The organism is Kribbella sp. VKM Ac-2569 (genome assembly GCF_004216905.1).
Taxonomy (GTDB): domain Bacteria; phylum Actinomycetota; class Actinomycetes; order Propionibacteriales; family Kribbellaceae; genus Kribbella.
Genome location: NZ_SGXJ01000003.1, coordinates 640,031 through 655,325, shown reverse-complemented (window position 1 = coordinate 655,325; position 15,295 = coordinate 640,031). Strand labels below are relative to the sequence as shown.

Genomic DNA, 15,295 nt, shown 5'->3' with positions numbered 1-15,295 from the left:
ATGGTCTGTTTCGTGGCGATGTCAGACGACTCACAGGCAGCGTGGCAAGAACTCGCTCCGGACTACGAGCGGGCCCGAACCAAGGAGGACTCGCTCGATCGGCTTGTCGAGTGGCCTGCGCAGCGAGACCTTCTGGGTGATGTCACCGGACGGTCGGTGCTCGATGTCGGTTGCGGCAACGGCGGCAAGCTCGCTGAGCTGGTTGGAGACGGTGCGACCGCCTCCGTAGGTATCGATGTCAGTGGCAACTTCCTCAGTGCCCCGCCGCCTGGCTCGGAGTTCATTCGAGGCGATCTCTCGGAGCTGGATTCTGTGCCTGGGCTCGCCGGTCGCAGGTTCGACCGGATCTTGTTCCTGCAGTCTTTCGGCTATGCGAAGGATCCGGTCCGCACCCTGCAGGCAGCGCGCGCGATGCTGGCCGACGACGGATTCATCCTGCTGACCAGGACACAACCGATCCGATACGCCGTCGAACGGACCGAACAGAATGGATCGTCCTTGGGCGAGGAGTACTTCTCCACCGCCCAGTTCTCCTACCTCAGCGGCTGGAACGACCAGATCACCCTCACGAAGCGCCCGTACACCATCTCTGACCTGATCAACGTGTTCAGTGCGGCAGGGCTGTGGATCGAGACTGCGATCGAGCCTCAACTGTCCGAGGAGGCCCGACGCCGCTACCCACACAAACAGGCATGGATGAACAAGTACCTCGGCATCCTGATCTTCAAGCTACGGCCCCATCCCAGCCACTAGCCGCATCGTCCGCTAGCGGGGGACCGCCAGCACCGCCTGCAGGACATCCTCGAGCTCGCCGCCTGGACGGGTCGGGCGAGGCCGTCCTGGTGAGGAACCTTCAGGTGCGTAGTGCTGCAACTGCGCGAGCCGCGATTCGTTCGACGTGATCAGTGCGGTCGGCGGCCCAGGCCGGCCAACCGTCTTCCAGAGTTGGCGTTCTCCCGCTGAGCACCGCTTGGCGATAGTCGAGGCAGCCGAGCCAAAGCGGTTTCATGTGGAGGACACTGGGGAGTCTGTCGATCTCTTCGCCGGTGAGCTGGATGTGTTCGGAGTAACCCCGAACAGCCTCGTCGACGCGTGACAGATCGCCTTCTGCCGCGGTCGTGAGAAGCCAGGCAAGCGCAGGCAGCCGTGGACCGCGCCCTGATCCAGCCCATCCCACGATGACAAGGCTTTCCGGCGTACCGACTGCGGACCAGGCGTGGTAGTTGCCGTGGGTTAGGGCTTCGGGAAGGCCTTCGGCATCGTCGGCGTTCTCGACCCGATCACGGAGCAGTTCGAAACTCTCCCTGCCCTCGGGGGCAACGTCATCCTCGACGCTCACCAGGAAGTTCATGGCCGCGGCAAGGTCCTCTTTCGGTCGTCCGACATGGACGCCGCCGCCGGATTCGTCGGAGCCGCCAGGCCGGGCGACCGCGCCGTCGGCGGCGGGAAGGCTGTGCAGCCGGCCGAGCAGGCTCCCGAGCTCGTGCTGGATTGCGGACGCATCGGGACGGCCGCCCTCGACGAACTGGGTCACGATCACGCCGCTGCCGTTGAATACCGACACCGGCTCCTGATGCGCCAAACGTTCGGCAGGAAAGTTGTGCGCGGACAGGAAACGCAGGATGTCCGCATCGCCCAGCACCCGGCTGACCTGGTCGGCGGGGGAGGAGAAGATCCGCGCGATCCATGGCGGGCCGTCCTTGCGCCTGAGGAGCAGCGTTGCGGGGTAGTGGCCGGGCCACGAGTCGCGCGGCCGGGTGTTGGGGTCGTCGTCGATCGAGGCCAACGAGGCGATCTGGATCCCGTAATGCGCTTCGAGGTGAGCCGCGAGCGCATCGTGTTCGAACGGGCGATCGTGGATGAACGCCTGTCGCTCGGCGATCTCCAGGTCGGCACGTGCTGCGGTGTAGCGCTGCCCTGAGCGGCGTGCGTGTTGACGCACTGCCCGCTTGAAACTGCCCTGCTTGGTCATCACAAGCCTCCTCGACGTGCCCTCGCTCCCCAGCAGCGCGACACTCGAAACAGGCCTGGAAAGTTAGCAGCGACCTTGAGGGCAGATTCCCCTTCGCCATCATGAGGCCCGGCTGGGGCAGGTCCTCAGAGGCTGGGCGTCAGGCAACGCCAAAACCGATCCTGCTGCAGCCAAGGCCAGCATGTCAACCACCGCCAGGTTGACCGGCGGGGGAGCCGGGGGGGTACTGGCACCCACCGCGCCGCCTGTTTGATCAGCCAAGAAAGTCGATCGTTCTGTGCGGTTGAGGTCGGTACGTTGATACCTTGTCAGCCGTTCTGAGGAGCACCGCGATCACCCCATCGACACCGTTCGTCGACGAGCCGGCTACCGATCCGGTGCTGCTGAGAACACTGACGGCCGCTGGTCTGCCGGCAACCGGGCGCTTTCGTCCCAAGGCCGGCTGGGTGAGCCGCGTGTGGGTCGGCGACGAGTACGTCGTACGACTGAGCAACGGACAGTTCCGCGACGCGTATCGCCACGAGGCTGCAGTCGTCAACCTGCTCGCCGGCAGCGAGGTCCCACACTCTCGGCACATCGCCCACGGCGACGGCCCAGACGGGCCGTGGCACATCTCCGAACGCTTGCCCGGCCGAACCCTGCACGAAGCGTGGCCGGCGGCGGACTCACACACCCGCCAAGCAATCATCGAGAGCCTGGGCGCTGCGTTGCGCGCCCTGCACCGGGTTCCTGTCCCGGCGGGCCTGCTGCCACCCTGGCTGACGGACGCGCTCGCCGGAAAGCCGTGGTGGTCTGCGTTTCACCCACCCGTGGTGAGTGCGGCGCTCCAGCAGGTCGAGTCTGCCCGGCGACTGCCCGGTCATGACTCGCGCCTGCTCGCGGACGTCGCCGATTGGATCCAGGAGCGGCTGGCGTTGTTCGCCGCCGACGAACCCGTCCTCGTCCATGGTGACCTACATGGATCCAACGTGATCGTCGACCAGGGACGCGTCGCCGGTCTTATCGACTTCGCGGAGGCGTTGGCTCAGCCGGCGGATGCCGAGCTCGATACCATCCTGCGCTGGTGCGCGAGGGCGCGAGAGTACCCACCCACACCCGACGGACGAGGGCTCGACGAGACCACACTCACAGAGGTCCCCGGATGGCTGCACGGCGCGTATCCGGAGCTGTTCGAGCGCGAGCATCTGCGCGAGCGGCTGAACTTCTACGACATGTACGGGGAGCTCGCGCTGTACGCACACCATCCGCAGCCTGACATACGCGAAGCGGCGCAGCACCGCATCGCTCGCCTGCTTTTCGGACACAACCATCTAGATGGACTCGTCCGGTAGGTCCTCCTCTTCAGGCTCATCGAGGAGCCGCGAGCACCTCGCCGATGACGTGCCGCGCGGAGTTCGCCACCGCCGGGTTAGTGTCCTTTTGGTACGACCACACGATCAGGATCTGGGACAGCACGCGCCCGCGTCCGCGGAGCCATGTCGCGTCGTCCACGTCCAGCGCCGTACGAAACTCGTCGACGAATGCCGCGAGGTCCGTCGCCAGCCGGCGTGGGTCGGCAAGCGCGTCGGGGGAGGGGTGCGTACCGGCGAGCCAGCGGTGGACGGACCACTCGCCCGGGAACGCATCGGTGGGTGAGCCGATCGCCTCGACCGAAGGGATGGCCACAGGCAGGAACGCCGCGAGTTTCGCCTGCTCCCGTTGCACTATGTCGGCGCTCGAGGGCCGGAGCGGCAGCCGTACGGACAGGTCGGTACCGAGTCGGTAGATCGCGTTCACCACTCCACTGGAGTCGACCGGCTCCAGCGGCAACGCAGCCCACTGCGGGAACTGAACGGCCACCAATTCGCGGACGAGCGGTATGTCGATGTCGGCCTGGTCGGCGTGCATCTTACGGCGACTCACGAGCCATTCGAACGGTCGGCCCCGTGCGTGGTCAAACCGGTTTCGGATCGACTGGCAGCGAGACTACGACTGCACGGCAGTCTCAAACTTCGTGAGAACAGGATCACGGTCCAGGACGTCGCGCAACTTTGTTGCCCCTTCGCCCTGCCGCCACGCACGGTAGGCGAGATCGTGCTCGTTCGACTCCCAGAGTTCATAGGCAACGTAATGTGCGGGGTCGGCAATGTCTGCGAGTAAGTCGACGCGCAGGCAACCTGCGAAATCCCGGGTTTCCTTGAGGATCTCGGTGAACATGACCGGTCCGTCGACCAAGTGGCCGGCAGCGAAGTGCACGTCGAGCATGGCGGTGATCGGCATGAGGCTCCCGTTTGTTGTCGGCTTGGCAGGGGTGCACTGACGACTGATGAATCAGGCTAGAGCAAGCCCGTCCCCGCGCCCATGCCGGCACTACCGGACACTCTGCGGATCAAGGTCGTACGTATTCCGGTGTCCGTAGGTCGCTCGTTGACCGGGCGAGGGAGCCGGGCGGGTGCTACGGCGACTTCACCGCGCCGCCAGCTGACCGAGGTCAGGGTGACCCGCTGGCCGAACCAACGGGCAGCTAGAGCAGGAATCCCGCTACTCAGGCGAGTTGGTCCTGATCGGACGTGTGTCCGAGTTGATCATGTTCGTTGGGAGACGGCGTCGACGGCCTTTGCGATTTCCGGTACGAGTTCCTCATATGCTGCGCGCGTCAGGTGAACGCCGTCAGCGTCGTACGCCTCGGGTCCGAGTCTTTCCGTGATCGCACCGGTATCGAGTGCGATGCCTCCGGACGCGTTGATCATCTCGGCCAGGATCGCACGGTAGACCTGGATAAAGGCGTTGACTTCATCGGTGGGCTGGGCGGGATCGAGAGTGCCAGCGAGGCTGCGGGGTAGCAGCGCGATCCAGCGACCACCGTGCTCCAATTCTCGGGACAGGTTCTCGCGGAAGATCGTCGGCGAGCTGCTCTTGGAGGGGTGGCTGTCGCTACTTCCGATAGACACCACAATCGCGTCGTAGTCCGACGGCTTTCGCTTGCCGATCTGTTGCCGAAGGGACCCGGACCATGCGCCGCCGACTGCGCGACACTCGGCATCGGCACCAAACGCCAGCGGCACGAGGTCAGGCAGGTTGTCATACAGCTGAGCGAGATTGCTATCACCGAGAAGTAGAACCGTCATGGTGAGCATCGTGCCCGAGCACGCCGACAATTCGGATGGCGCGCCACCCGAGTCGGCTGGCGCTGCCCCGCTGATCGATCCCATGCGACACGGCCCCGCTAGGAGCTTGAGATTCGGCGTCCGGTGGTCGTCAGCCCGGTGGTGAAACCGCATGCAGAGCTGGCTGGCGGGGCGGTAGGTTACATGGCTGTCCCTGCCCATCTGTCGTCGGAGAGGTGTGTCCACATGTCCACGATCAGTAACTCAGAGGCGATCGCAGCGTGGTCGGCGATGCCGACTGACGCGATTGAGGCGTACGACGATCAGGGCGACTTTCCCAAGCGCCACTTGATGAATGGGAACCTGCTCCGGATGCTGGGGCCCGTCGATGGTCGGAAAGTCCTCGATGCAGGCAGTGGCGAAGGCTATCTGAGCCGGCTGTTGGCCGAAGGCGGAGCTGAGGTCGTTGGTGTGGAGCCGGCTGCCGCGCTGCTGGCGCGCGCTCAGAAGATCGAGCAGGAGCGGCGTCAGGGCATCAGGTTCGTGCAGGCTGATCTCTCGACGTTGCCGGAGGTTGGTCAGCCGTTCGATGCGGTGGTCTGCAGCATGGTGCTGCTCGCCATACCCGCCTGGCAGTCGGCGATGGCGGCGTGCGTCAGCGCACTGAAGCCGGGCGGCCGGTTCGTGTTCTCGATCACTCATCCGGCGTTTGAGAATCTCTACCCAACGTGGCGGGATCACGGTCACTATCAGGTTGATCGGTATCTGGATGAGTACGAGATGCCAGAGGGCTATGCACCCGACTTCCACCGCCCGCTGTCTGCCTACATCAACGAGGTCGTCGGTCTCGGATGTCGCGTGATTGAACTGTGCGAACCGGGACTCGATCCACAGGTCGCACGAGACAGCGGAATCGACGCGATCGAGTCCTACGTCGCACTGCCGAACTTCCTGATCGTCAGCGCCGAACGCGACAGATGAAGTTGTGTCCGGATGGTGCACGCATCTCCGAGACGCCCGGTCTAGGATCCGATCCCGACCAGCTCGCCGATCGCTCGGTTGCGCGCCCCGAGCAGGTTGACGCCGAGGTCACGGAGCGGTCGATCACGGTGCGAGGGGTAGTGGTTCCTTCGTACCCGATTCATCTGATGCAATACGCAGAGAGTACTGGACACGCTGCGTATCAAGTACGGACGTATTGATAGTTCCGAAGCGCCGAACACAGCGAATGAGCGAGCGGATCAGCTCGCGCTATCCGCGGCATGCGCGGACGGGTTGTCCTTGCGAAAACCATTGGTGCCCGGCTTGCTCCGCTGATGGACTGACGTCCCGCCGGGAGTCTGACGTCCCGCCGGGAGTCTGCCGTGTGACGGAGGTAGTGGTTGTGACGGATTATGACGTGCTTGCCGAGGTGTACGAATGGCTCATCTCGGATGCAAAGTTGCCTCCAGCCGAGTTCGCTGCGTCGTTCGATGAGGTCCTCAGTCTCCTGCCGTCGAACGCTCACGTCCTCGACTGTTCGTGCGGAACCGGACAGTTGGCGGTTGGCCTCGCCGGTCGTGGCATACAGGTTGTCGCAACTGACGCCAGCGAAGCGATGGTTCGTCGGACGGCAGAGTTGTCTGAGGAGTTCGGGGCATCCGTCCGGGCCGTGCGGGCGAACTGGGAAGAGTTGCCCGACCATTTCGAGGACGGCACGTTCGAGATGGTGTTCTGCGTTGGCAACTCGCTTCACCATGCCGCGGGCGCGACAGGCAGGGGTGCTGCTCTGGAGTCGATGTCACGGCTTCTGCGCCCTGGCGGGCGCCTGGTACTCACATCCCGCACTTGGGAACTCGTGAGGGCCAGAGGTTCCCGGCTGGACATCAGTGACCGACTCGTCCGCCGGAACGGTCGCGATGCCGTCGTGGTCTACCGCTGGGAGATTGCGCCGCATTGGGAGGAGGAGCACCACATCGAGATTGCGATCGCGCAAGTTGATGCGACTGGGTTGGTTCTTGTCCGCTCGGAACTGCTGTCCTGCTGGCCCTACCGGTACGAGGAACTCGAAGTCGAGCTGCACCGGGTCGGACTCCGGACGGACGTGAGCACGTTCGATCTTGAGGCCGAGAACTACATGGTGGTCGCGAGCAAGGTATAGACACCGGGCTCTCAGTCCCCGGCCGGACCGCGCGATTGCTCGCAGGACGCTTGCGCCCTCTCATCGGCGCGGGTTCAGGCGGTCAACGCAACGCCTGGGACGAGGAAGTCCTGCTGCGTGCATTACGGCGAGCGGACACGGCGACCCGCGTGGCGCGCCCAAGGTTCTGCGGCCTTCTCGGCATGGAGAAACGCGACTTGGTGGCTGTACCCGAGGGCGTCGGCAACCAGCGACGGAGGGCACTCGAGGACGAGTTCGCCGATGGCTCGGTTGCGGGCGCCGAGGAGGTTCACGCCGAGGTCAACGACCATTCCTCGAGGTCGCCGGGGTAGTGGCACGCAGTCCGCATCGGTGATTCATCTGATGCAATACGCAGACTACTGCTGGTAACCCGCGCTGTTCGAGGGCGATGAGTTGCTCGTCGAGGAGCTTGCGGATCCAGCCCGCTTGCTCGTAAGTCAGCTCTCCTGTTCGCGGGCACGTTGGGCCGCTGAGGCCTGGTAGTAGGTTCCGGCTCGAGTGGCGCGGCCCTGATCTCGCGCTGTCGCACGAGTCCGTACGCAACGGCGTACGCGGCCTTCTCGACCTCTTCGACCGATCGACTTCCGGAGTTCAGCGAGCTGCTCGACGGCCGCTAGCGGCCAGCCTGCGGATCAACGCTGAATCAGGGGTAGGGTCCCCATCCATGGACATGCTGAAGGGTGATCAGATCGCCGAGGCCAGCCTGACCGACTGGCGCAAGCTGGCCCAGGGACTGCATGCCCGTTACCTGGTCGACGACTTCGGCACTGGCGCACGGTTCGTCGCCGCGGTGGGGGAGGCGGGCGACGCGCTCGGACACCACCCGCGCGTGTCCATCGGAAAGGGGTACGTCGACCTCAAGCTGGTCAGCGACGACGCCATCTACCGCGATGACGAAGGCACCGAACACGTCGTCGAATGGGTGACCCAGCAGGACGTCGACCTGGCGCGACGGATCACCGAGATCGCCGCCGGTCACAAGGTCGAGGCCGACCCGACCTCGGTCAGCGACATCGAACTCGGCCTCGACACTGCGCGCTCCGCGACCATCGCTCCCGTGTGGGCCGCCCTGCTCGCCGGGAGCGCCGAGGCCCAGGGCCGCGGGACTCCCGGCGACGAGATCCGGGACGCCACGGGCCGGGTACCGAACCTGTGGTTCGGGGACGCCGACGAGCACGAGACGCCGCGTCAGCGGTTCCACATCGAGGTCTATGTGGCGCCCGAGGCGGCTGACCAACGGATCGCCGCCGCTCTCGGCGCGGGCGGGACCATCGTCGATGACAGCAATGCGCCCTCGCTCACCGTGATCGCCGACCAGGACGGCAACGAAGGAATCGTGTGCGTCGACATGTCCGCCGCGAAGAAGAATTGAACGCCATGGCAACCGAGTCGTCGTACACCATCGCGCCGCTCAGCCCAAAGACCTGGTCCGCCTTCGATGCGCTGGTGCAGCGGCACAACGGCATCTTCGGGGGCTGCTGGTGCATCTGGTTCCACCCTGACGGGCCCGAGCGCGGCCAGGGCGCCGAGGCCAACCGAGCTCTGAAGAAGGCCTACGTCGAGCAGGGCAAAGCGCACGCCGCACTCGTGATGGACGGCGACGACGCCATCGCGTGGGCCGAGTACGGCACCCCGGTCGAGTTGCCCACCCTCCACCACCGCAAGGAGTACGACGCCACCAAGACCGCGGATCCCGACTACCGAATCACCTGCGTCTTCGTCGACAAGCGCCACCGGCGCCAGGGCGTGACGGAGCTGGCGATCACCGGCGCACTCGACCTGATCGCGCAAGCCGGCGGCGGCCGGGTCGAGAGCTATCCTCACGACCTGACCAACCAGACCAAGAAGATGTCGTCGTCGTTCCTCTACAACGGCACCCGTCGACTCTACGAGCGGCTCGGCTTCACCTACGACCGGCCCAAAGGACTGAAGAACTGCGTCATGGTGAAGACGGTCGATTCGGCATGAGGCAGTTCGCTTCGTCCCCAGGCGATGAGCGGGGAACTGGTAACCCGAGCTGAATAACTGCGAACCGGTCTAGAACCACCGATCATCGGGGAGCGATGAGTTGTCGCATCAGATGCAACTCGCCGTGGTTTAGTTGACATAATGTCCATTATCGGCGCTTAAATCCGACGAGTTGAAACAGATGAGAGAACTCGTCGCATCCCGGCACCGACACACGCACCCAACGCGGCATGTCCGGATGGCCGCGCGGACCAGCGGACCGCTATCCGCGGCTAGATCGCGGTGCGCATTAGAGCGGTGGGGGTCCAACGATCTGGATGCCGCCGTTCTCCTGGGCGCTCTGCGCGATCCGGGCCATGTCTACGACGCATGCCGACCCGTCAAAGGGCTCGCTGGCGCCGCGGTAGAAGGGTTCGCACTCGCATGTTGGCTGGATGCCGAGCACCTTGGCCGTGGGGCTCTTGACGATAAAGGCGTGGGGTACGCCCGCGGGCACCATGACGAAGTCGCCGGGACCGATCTCGTGTTCGTCGTCGTTGATGCGGTACTGGATCTGCCCCTCGAGCATCCACATGGACTCCGAGACCGGGTGGGTGTGGATCGGGGTCCACTTTCCCTCGACCATGTCGACCTCGATCAGGTGGATGTCCTCGTTGGCGTTGCTGAGCTTCCAGGTGAAGACGCCACCGCCGAAGAACCATCGCTTCTCACCCTCGCCTGCTCGTCGGATCACCGGCGCGAGCGTCGTCCGTTCAGTCATCTGACCCTCCGATCGTTCCTGAGACTTGTGTCTCGTAATGAGAGTCACATATCATGAAGAGCATGTCAACGGACTACCTGGAGTCGGGTCGCACGCGGCAGAAGCAGCGCACCCGCGACCAACTGATCGCTGCGGCACGCGAGCTGATCACCGCGGGCGACACGCCCCGGGTCGAGGAGGTCGCCGAGGCTGCCGGGATCTCTCGCCCCACCGCCTACCGCTACTTCGCGTCACAGGCCGAACTTCTCGCCGCGGCTTACCCGGAGACAGCAGCCACGTCGGTCCTTCCCGATCCGCCGCCGGAAGCCCTGGACGAACGCGTGGCCGCCGTTGCCGGGTTCGTCATCGGCCGCGTGCAGGAGAATGAGTCGCAGCAGCGTGCGATGCTGCGACTCTCGCTGGGCGAGGTGCCGCACGAGCTGCCGCTGCGCCAGGGCCGCGTCGTTCCGTGGTTCATCGAGGCGCTCGCGCCCATGGCCGACTCGATCGGCGACGAGAGCGTCCACCGGCTCGCGCTCGCACTCCGCGCCGCATGTGGCATCGAGACCCGCGTCTGGCTGACCGACGTCGCCGGACTCGAGCCCGCAGAAGTCAACGCCCTCCAGCAATGGATGGTCGACGCTCTAGTCAAACAGGCCCTCGAGACGCCGCCACAGTGACGGAGCCGTGCGCTGCTCTCGGTATGTGAGCGCGAGTACGCGGCCGGCCTGGACGACCGGGTGATCGCCGGCAGACGACACATGCCAGACCGCGGATAGGCGCTCACCGGATGCGACTCGTCGCTCCTCTAGATGTCGCTTCGCCAGTTAGGAGTGCGGCGTTCTTGTGCTGGGTTGTCGGATTCCGGGTGGCGGGTTCGTGGATAAGGCAACCGGACCGGACGAGGTCCCAGACTCGAGGAGACCACGATGAACGACCAGGCCAGGCGAGTGACCAGACCATTTCGGTTCGGGGTCGTTGCGCCGATCGGTTCTGACCTGCCGACGTGGCGAGACCGCGTGCGCCGCATCGCCGACAGCGGTTACTCAACGTTGCTGATGCCCGACGTTCCCACGTGGCAACCAGCACTCGGCCCGACGCTGGCAACCGCGGCCGCGCTCACTGACCTGCGGATCGGCTCGTGGGTCTATGCCGCCGCGCTGCGGGAACCGTGGAGCACAGCATGGGAGGCCCACTCACTCTCAGTACTCACGGAAGGCCGCTTCGAAATGGGCATTGGCGCCGGCCGACCCGGGATCGAGGTCGAGCTGGGGCTGCCTGTCGTCTCCCCCGCCGAGCGTCGCGCCAGGATGCGCGAGACCGTGGCCGCCCTGCGTACGTTTGACGGCCCCGATCTGCACACGCCGGTTGTCATGGCCGTCAGCGGACCGAAGTCGCAGGCGCTGGCGCTCGAAGTCGCTGACGCAGTCACGTTCGTACTCTCACCGGAAGATGATCGGGTCGAAACCACGAAGCGGGTCAGCGACTTTGCGGGCGGCCGGGACATCGAACTCGTCCAGCACGTCTCTGCTGTCGGCGACGGTGTCGCTGCGTTCATGGCGCCGCCCACCCTCGACACCGCGGCGCTTCGCGCAGCCGACTCGCTCCTCATACTTCCGAGTGACCCCGCGGCAGCCGCCGAAGAAATCCAGCGGCGACGCGAGGAGATCGGCTTCTCCTACTTCATCATCGGCGCCGATTTTGCCGACACACTCGCGCCGGTCGTGGCCGAGCTGGCCGGACAGTAGGCGGCGCACGGTTCCCTGTCGTCCGACCGACTCCCCCGCTCTTCAACTCCCGTCCGGCCCGGTCGCGGCAGGCGCGCGTTGGTGGCCGGTCGCATCGGTTGGTGCGAGGAGGATCCTCTGGTTCAGAATTGATGGATGGACGATCCGCGTGCTCAACTCGAGCGTGAGCGGCAGAAGACGATCGACCGCCTGGCGAACCTGACCGAGGACTTCGACAGAGTCGTGGCTGCCTCGCGCGACAGCAATGCCGACGACGAACACGATCCCGAGGGTTCAACGATCGCGTTCGAGCGGTCCCAGCTCGGCGCGCTGGCCGAGCAGGCCCGGAAGGCTCTCACGGAGATCGATGCCGCACTGGCACGCCTTGCGGCTGGAACCTACACAACGTGTGAGCGCTGCAGCCGACCGATCTCGAACGAGCGGCTCCAGGCGCGTCCTGTGGTCCGCACCTGCATCGGCTGTGCATCTGGCGGGTGACAACCGCTCCCCTGGCGCATACTCCCGGCTGAGCGGCCCGGAACAGAACAACGCGACTGGGCGGCTCGCCGCAGTCATCGGCACCAGCACGCTCGCTCTGATAATCGCCTGTGCCATCACGTCAATGGTCCTACAGTGCCGTGATGGATCCCATCGCTGCGCCGCCCGTCGATCTGGACTGCCACGATCTCCCGGACGCCGCGATTCTCCATCCCGGTCGAAGAACCCGCATCCGCACCTGGCCCGGTTCGGAGTACCCCTTCCTGACCGGCCCACTCCGCGTCGAGGGCGTAAGCCCTGGCGACACCGTCGCCTTCCACCTCCACGCCCTTGAACTGGACCCCGTCGGTCATTACGGCTTCGCCACCACCACCAGACCCTGGGAGCCGTGGGGCGGCGTCCTCCGCGAGTCCGCGGACCAGGAATACGCCGGCCGCGCCCAACTCCGCGGCGACCAGGTGATCCTCGACGGTCAGTACGTCGTACCACTTGTCCCGATGCTCGGCTGGCTCGGTCTGGTCCGGCCCGAACTGATCGCTGACCCCTGGGACCACGGCGGCAACCTCGACACCAAGGAGTTCGCCCCCGGCTCGACCCTCTATCTCTACGACGAAATCGGGTCCGGCCGGTTTGTCATCGGCGACGCGCACGCCGCAATGGGCGATGGCGAAATCAGCGGCCAGGGCATTGAGATCGCCTCCTGGTGCGACCTCACCGTCGAGGTGATCCCCGCCACCTCACCGCACCGTCCCATCGTCCGCACCCCCGATGAGATCATCCACCTCTGCAGCCGCTTCACCGAGAGAGACGCCTACACCCAAGCCATCTCCGACGCCGTCCACCACCTCGGGTTTACCCAGCAACTCGGCTTCGAGCAGGCCAACGCCCTCCTCAGCTTGATCGCCGACCTCCGCGTGTCGAGCGTCGTGTCCCACTCGCCTACCTACAAGCTCCTCGTCCCGTCGAGCTGGCTTGGCCCGATCGAAAACCTCCTGACGGTTGAGAAGCCGTTGCTGCCCTACTCCCCCAGATGATGACCCCTCGCGGTGATCGGCCCCTCGAGCCGATGAACCAGGGCACCCATCCCGAAGAGCTGCCGGCCGAGGTCCTGGACGACGTGGCCAGCGTGGTCGGGGCAGAGGTCACTCTTCTCAGTCGCCTACCCGGAGGCTTCGATGTGGGTGCCATGCGCGTCCAGTTGGCCGGAAGGGCAAATGCAGTACTCAAAGCATGGCCCCGGGCACGCCCCAACCAGCTGGACGAGTCGTTGCGAGCCCAGAGAGTGGTCGAGCACATGCGTAGGCGCGGCTATCCCACCCCGGCCTGGCTCGGAGTGGGGGCCACAGCCACTCATGTATGGCACCTGATCGACTTCGTTGACGCGGCTCCCGCGCCAGAGCTGACCCCGTCCCTCGTCGAGCAGCTGATGGAGATCAACGAACTCCAGGCCGGCCAAGCCTCCGAGCCCTACGACCACTGGTCGTACGCCTGGCGGCTCGCCACCGGTCAGGAATCCGGTCAAGACTTAGCTCCGAGTTTGTCGAGGGCTGTCGCCGGGCTTTCGGGGTATTCCTCCGTGGTGTCGGCCTTGGTCGAGCGCCTGCGGCTCGTGTGTGCGGACGTACCACCACCACGAGAAGCACCTGACATGGTCCATGCCGACTTCAAGCCCGACAATGTCCTGGTCCGTGACGGAGCGGTGGTGGCGGTCGTGGATATCGGGAACGCAGGTAGCGGCACGCGGGCGACTGATCTCACCACCCTCCAGTGGCACACCTTCCAGGATCCGCTGGACGGTGTCCGAAGGCGGCTGTGGACGAGAATCCTCGACCTGGTCGGCTGGGAGGGCGCGGCGGTGCTCGCAGCGACACAGATCCTTACGCAGCTCGAGTGGCCCATCCGTCACGGGCACCACGATGTTGTTCCAGGAGTGGTCGAGCGCGGCCATCGCGCCCTCGACGAGCTGAACGCGCTTCACTAACTGTCGCCGGTGGAGATGGTGTGCGAACCAGTTGAAGCACGGAAGTTGCAGTTGGCTGTCGGCGCCTGCTTCTAGGATCACTGCATGACCGACAACAGGGTCCTCGGCGACGATGCCTGCGATGCGCGGGAGCTGGAGCCTGCTTTGTCGACCTTGCTGGCTCAGGCGTTGATCGCGTACCGGATCGAGCTGGACAACGAGTTCGAGGGACAACTGGCGCGGTCGGGATTCCCCGGGTTCAAGCTGCCTGTTGTGTTCTGGCCGCTGCTGCGCCACGTCGACGATCCGGGAACGACGGTCGTTGCGCTGCTCGAGCGGACGGGCTGGACCGAGAAAGATCTGTTCCCGATGATCGGCGGCGTGGAGCGGTGGGGGTACGTCGAGGTGCGGCTGGAGACCGATGCGCCGATTCGGCGGCCGTCGAGGGACGGGTACGGCAGCAGTCGCCGGCTGCGCGGCACCTCAGTGCTCATCCCGAAGGCTGTCTGTCGCCGCGCCAAGGAACTCTGGCCGCCGATCATCGCGGCGACGGACGATCGGTGGACGGAACGCTTCGGCCGGGACGCGATGGGTGAGCTCCGAGGTTCGCTGGCGGCAATCACGGACACGTCCGCGGAAGGTTCGATCGCTGATCCGCTCGCGGCCGCGCTGCATGCCTTTGCACGGGAGGTCGAGACAGATTCGCCGCTGCCGATGGCGATCGCCGCGAATTTCCTGCCTGCGCTCAGTACCGACCCGATCCGGGTCCGGGAGCTCCCCGGGCGGACCGGGGTGACCGGCCGGCCGGTGGTCCCGGCGCTCGGGGTGCTGGAACGGTCGGGAATGATCACCGTACGTCCGGCCGAGACGGGCCGCGGCAAGGTCGTCACCCTGACCCCAGCAGGGCTGCGGGAGCGTGACGCCTACGCCGAGCGGGTGACCCAGGTCGAACGGACCTGGCGTGCCCGGCATGGCGCAGCGGTGATCGAATCCCTGCGCGGCACCCTCGAAGCGATGAAGTCCCGACTCGCCGATGGCCTGCATCCGCCGGAAGGATGTTGGCGGGCAAGTCGCGAGTACGCGGCGCAGACCAGGGCGATCCTCGATGACCCGCAGTCAGCGCTCCCCCGGCATCCCATCGGCCCCTGGCTCACCACCAGCTGACCATTCCTGCCAGTTTGAGC

At 65.5% G+C, this 15,295-nt stretch carries 18 protein-coding genes; 13 read left to right on the top strand and 5 right to left on the bottom strand.

What is annotated here, in order from left to right; all coding sequences use genetic code 11:
- On the top strand, positions 1 to 753 hold the full coding sequence (locus EV649_RS23455; protein ID WP_130386260.1) for a class I SAM-dependent methyltransferase: 753 nt from the start codon (positions 1 to 3) through the stop codon (positions 751 to 753).
- Between the two features lie 100 nt (positions 754 to 853).
- On the opposite strand, the gene EV649_RS23450 is transcribed toward EV649_RS23455, so the two are convergent.
- On the bottom strand, positions 854 to 1,972 hold the full coding sequence (locus tag EV649_RS23450; RefSeq protein WP_130385706.1) for a phosphotransferase: 1,119 nt from the start codon (positions 1,970 to 1,972) through the stop codon (positions 854 to 856).
- 305 nt (positions 1,973 to 2,277) lie between these two features.
- Here EV649_RS23450 and EV649_RS23445 point away from each other — a divergent pair, with 305 nt between their 5' ends.
- Positions 2,278 to 3,303: a phosphotransferase gene (locus EV649_RS23445; protein ID WP_241998562.1), complete on the top strand. Its 1,026-nt coding sequence runs from the start codon at positions 2,278 to 2,280 to the stop codon at positions 3,301 to 3,303.
- Between the two features lie 16 nt (positions 3,304 to 3,319).
- Here the strand turns inward: EV649_RS23445 and EV649_RS23440 are convergent, their stop codons facing one another.
- The 3 genes from EV649_RS23440 to EV649_RS23430 form a co-directional block, all read right to left on the bottom strand.
- On the bottom strand, positions 3,320 to 3,874 hold the full coding sequence (locus EV649_RS23440; RefSeq protein ID WP_130385705.1) for a phosphotransferase: 555 nt from the start codon (positions 3,872 to 3,874) through the stop codon (positions 3,320 to 3,322).
- Between the two features lie 63 nt (positions 3,875 to 3,937).
- On the bottom strand, positions 3,938 to 4,231 hold the full coding sequence (locus EV649_RS23435; protein ID WP_130385704.1) for an antibiotic biosynthesis monooxygenase family protein: 294 nt from the start codon (positions 4,229 to 4,231) through the stop codon (positions 3,938 to 3,940).
- Between the two features lie 305 nt (positions 4,232 to 4,536).
- A complete protein-coding gene (locus tag EV649_RS23430) occupies positions 4,537 to 5,079 on the bottom strand; it encodes an SGNH/GDSL hydrolase family protein (protein ID WP_130385703.1) in 543 nt (180 codons plus the stop codon).
- A 225-nt stretch (positions 5,080 to 5,304) separates the two neighbouring features.
- Between EV649_RS23430 and EV649_RS23425 the strand changes: the two genes are divergently transcribed.
- From EV649_RS23425 to EV649_RS23405, 5 genes are all read left to right on the top strand, one after another.
- On the top strand, positions 5,305 to 6,039 hold the full coding sequence (locus EV649_RS23425) for a class I SAM-dependent methyltransferase (protein WP_130385702.1): 735 nt from the start codon (positions 5,305 to 5,307) through the stop codon (positions 6,037 to 6,039).
- Between the two features lie 385 nt (positions 6,040 to 6,424).
- A complete protein-coding gene (locus EV649_RS23420) occupies positions 6,425 to 7,198 on the top strand; it encodes a class I SAM-dependent methyltransferase (RefSeq protein ID WP_241998560.1) in 774 nt (257 codons plus the stop codon).
- 182 nt (positions 7,199 to 7,380) lie between these two features.
- Positions 7,381 to 7,530: a hypothetical protein gene (locus tag EV649_RS40875; RefSeq protein ID WP_157996292.1), complete on the top strand. Its 150-nt coding sequence runs from the start codon at positions 7,381 to 7,383 to the stop codon at positions 7,528 to 7,530.
- A gap of 353 nt (positions 7,531 to 7,883) precedes the next feature.
- Positions 7,884 to 8,591, top strand: a complete 708-nt coding sequence (locus tag EV649_RS23410) for a VOC family protein (RefSeq protein WP_130385701.1) — start codon at positions 7,884 to 7,886, stop codon at positions 8,589 to 8,591.
- A 5-nt stretch (positions 8,592 to 8,596) separates the two neighbouring features.
- On the top strand, positions 8,597 to 9,187 hold the full coding sequence (locus tag EV649_RS23405) for a GNAT family N-acetyltransferase (RefSeq protein ID WP_130385700.1): 591 nt from the start codon (positions 8,597 to 8,599) through the stop codon (positions 9,185 to 9,187).
- A 289-nt stretch (positions 9,188 to 9,476) separates the two neighbouring features.
- Here EV649_RS23405 and EV649_RS23400 read toward each other — a convergent pair whose 3' ends face one another.
- Entirely contained in the window at positions 9,477 to 9,947 is a 471-nt protein-coding gene (locus tag EV649_RS23400) for a cupin domain-containing protein (protein ID WP_130385699.1), read from the bottom strand.
- Positions 9,948 to 10,009: 62 nt separating this feature from the next.
- Between EV649_RS23400 and EV649_RS23395 the strand changes: the two genes are divergently transcribed.
- The 6 genes from EV649_RS23395 to EV649_RS23370 all read left to right on the top strand — a co-directional run bounded on the left by EV649_RS23395 (position 10,010) and on the right by EV649_RS23370 (position 15,275).
- On the top strand, positions 10,010 to 10,606 hold the full coding sequence (locus EV649_RS23395; protein WP_198682643.1) for a TetR/AcrR family transcriptional regulator: 597 nt from the start codon (positions 10,010 to 10,012) through the stop codon (positions 10,604 to 10,606).
- 249 nt (positions 10,607 to 10,855) lie between these two features.
- On the top strand, positions 10,856 to 11,674 hold the full coding sequence (locus EV649_RS23390; protein WP_130385697.1) for an LLM class flavin-dependent oxidoreductase: 819 nt from the start codon (positions 10,856 to 10,858) through the stop codon (positions 11,672 to 11,674).
- Between the two features lie 135 nt (positions 11,675 to 11,809).
- A complete protein-coding gene (locus tag EV649_RS23385; protein ID WP_130385696.1) occupies positions 11,810 to 12,151 on the top strand; it encodes a TraR/DksA C4-type zinc finger protein in 342 nt (113 codons plus the stop codon).
- Between the two features lie 143 nt (positions 12,152 to 12,294).
- Positions 12,295 to 13,185, top strand: a complete 891-nt coding sequence (locus tag EV649_RS23380) for an acetamidase/formamidase family protein (protein ID WP_130385695.1) — start codon at positions 12,295 to 12,297, stop codon at positions 13,183 to 13,185.
- Complete coding sequence (locus EV649_RS23375) at positions 13,182 to 14,132, top strand: aminoglycoside phosphotransferase family protein (protein ID WP_198682642.1); 951 nt, start codon at positions 13,182 to 13,184, stop codon at positions 14,130 to 14,132. Before EV649_RS23380 ends, EV649_RS23375 begins: the two co-directional genes overlap by 4 nt.
- 84 nt (positions 14,133 to 14,216) lie before the next feature.
- A complete protein-coding gene (locus EV649_RS23370) occupies positions 14,217 to 15,275 on the top strand; it encodes a hypothetical protein (protein ID WP_130385694.1) in 1,059 nt (352 codons plus the stop codon).
- Positions 15,276 to 15,295: the final 20 nt, after the last annotated feature.

Bases quoted from the DNA above. Each gene is read 5' to 3' on its own strand.
- EV649_RS23375 (WP_198682642.1), top strand. From the start codon at position 13,182: ATGATGACCCCTCGCGGTGATCGGCCCCTCGAGCCGATGAACCAGGGC.
- EV649_RS23425 (WP_130385702.1), top strand. From the start codon at position 5,305: ATGTCCACGATCAGTAACTCAGAGGCGATCGCAGCGTGGTCGGCGATG.
- EV649_RS23410 (WP_130385701.1), top strand. From the start codon at position 7,884: ATGGACATGCTGAAGGGTGATCAGATCGCCGAGGCCAGCCTGACCGAC.
- EV649_RS23395 (WP_198682643.1), top strand. From the start codon at position 10,010: ATGTCAACGGACTACCTGGAGTCGGGTCGCACGCGGCAGAAGCAGCGC.
- EV649_RS23435 (WP_130385704.1), bottom strand. From the start codon at position 4,231: ATGCCGATCACCGCCATGCTCGACGTGCACTTCGCTGCCGGCCACTTG.
- EV649_RS40875 (WP_157996292.1), top strand. From the start codon at position 7,381: ATGGAGAAACGCGACTTGGTGGCTGTACCCGAGGGCGTCGGCAACCAG.
- EV649_RS23380 (WP_130385695.1), top strand. From the start codon at position 12,295: ATGGATCCCATCGCTGCGCCGCCCGTCGATCTGGACTGCCACGATCTC.
- EV649_RS23390 (WP_130385697.1), top strand. From the start codon at position 10,856: ATGAACGACCAGGCCAGGCGAGTGACCAGACCATTTCGGTTCGGGGTC.
- EV649_RS23450 (WP_130385706.1), bottom strand. From the start codon at position 1,972: ATGACCAAGCAGGGCAGTTTCAAGCGGGCAGTGCGTCAACACGCACGC.
- EV649_RS23430 (WP_130385703.1), bottom strand. From the start codon at position 5,079: ATGACGGTTCTACTTCTCGGTGATAGCAATCTCGCTCAGCTGTATGAC.
- EV649_RS23385 (WP_130385696.1), top strand. From the start codon at position 11,810: ATGGACGATCCGCGTGCTCAACTCGAGCGTGAGCGGCAGAAGACGATC.
- EV649_RS23405 (WP_130385700.1), top strand. From the start codon at position 8,597: ATGGCAACCGAGTCGTCGTACACCATCGCGCCGCTCAGCCCAAAGACC.
- EV649_RS23370 (WP_130385694.1), top strand. From the start codon at position 14,217: ATGACCGACAACAGGGTCCTCGGCGACGATGCCTGCGATGCGCGGGAG.
- EV649_RS23400 (WP_130385699.1), bottom strand. From the start codon at position 9,947: ATGACTGAACGGACGACGCTCGCGCCGGTGATCCGACGAGCAGGCGAG.
- EV649_RS23455 (WP_130386260.1), top strand. From the start codon at position 1: ATGGTCTGTTTCGTGGCGATGTCAGACGACTCACAGGCAGCGTGGCAA.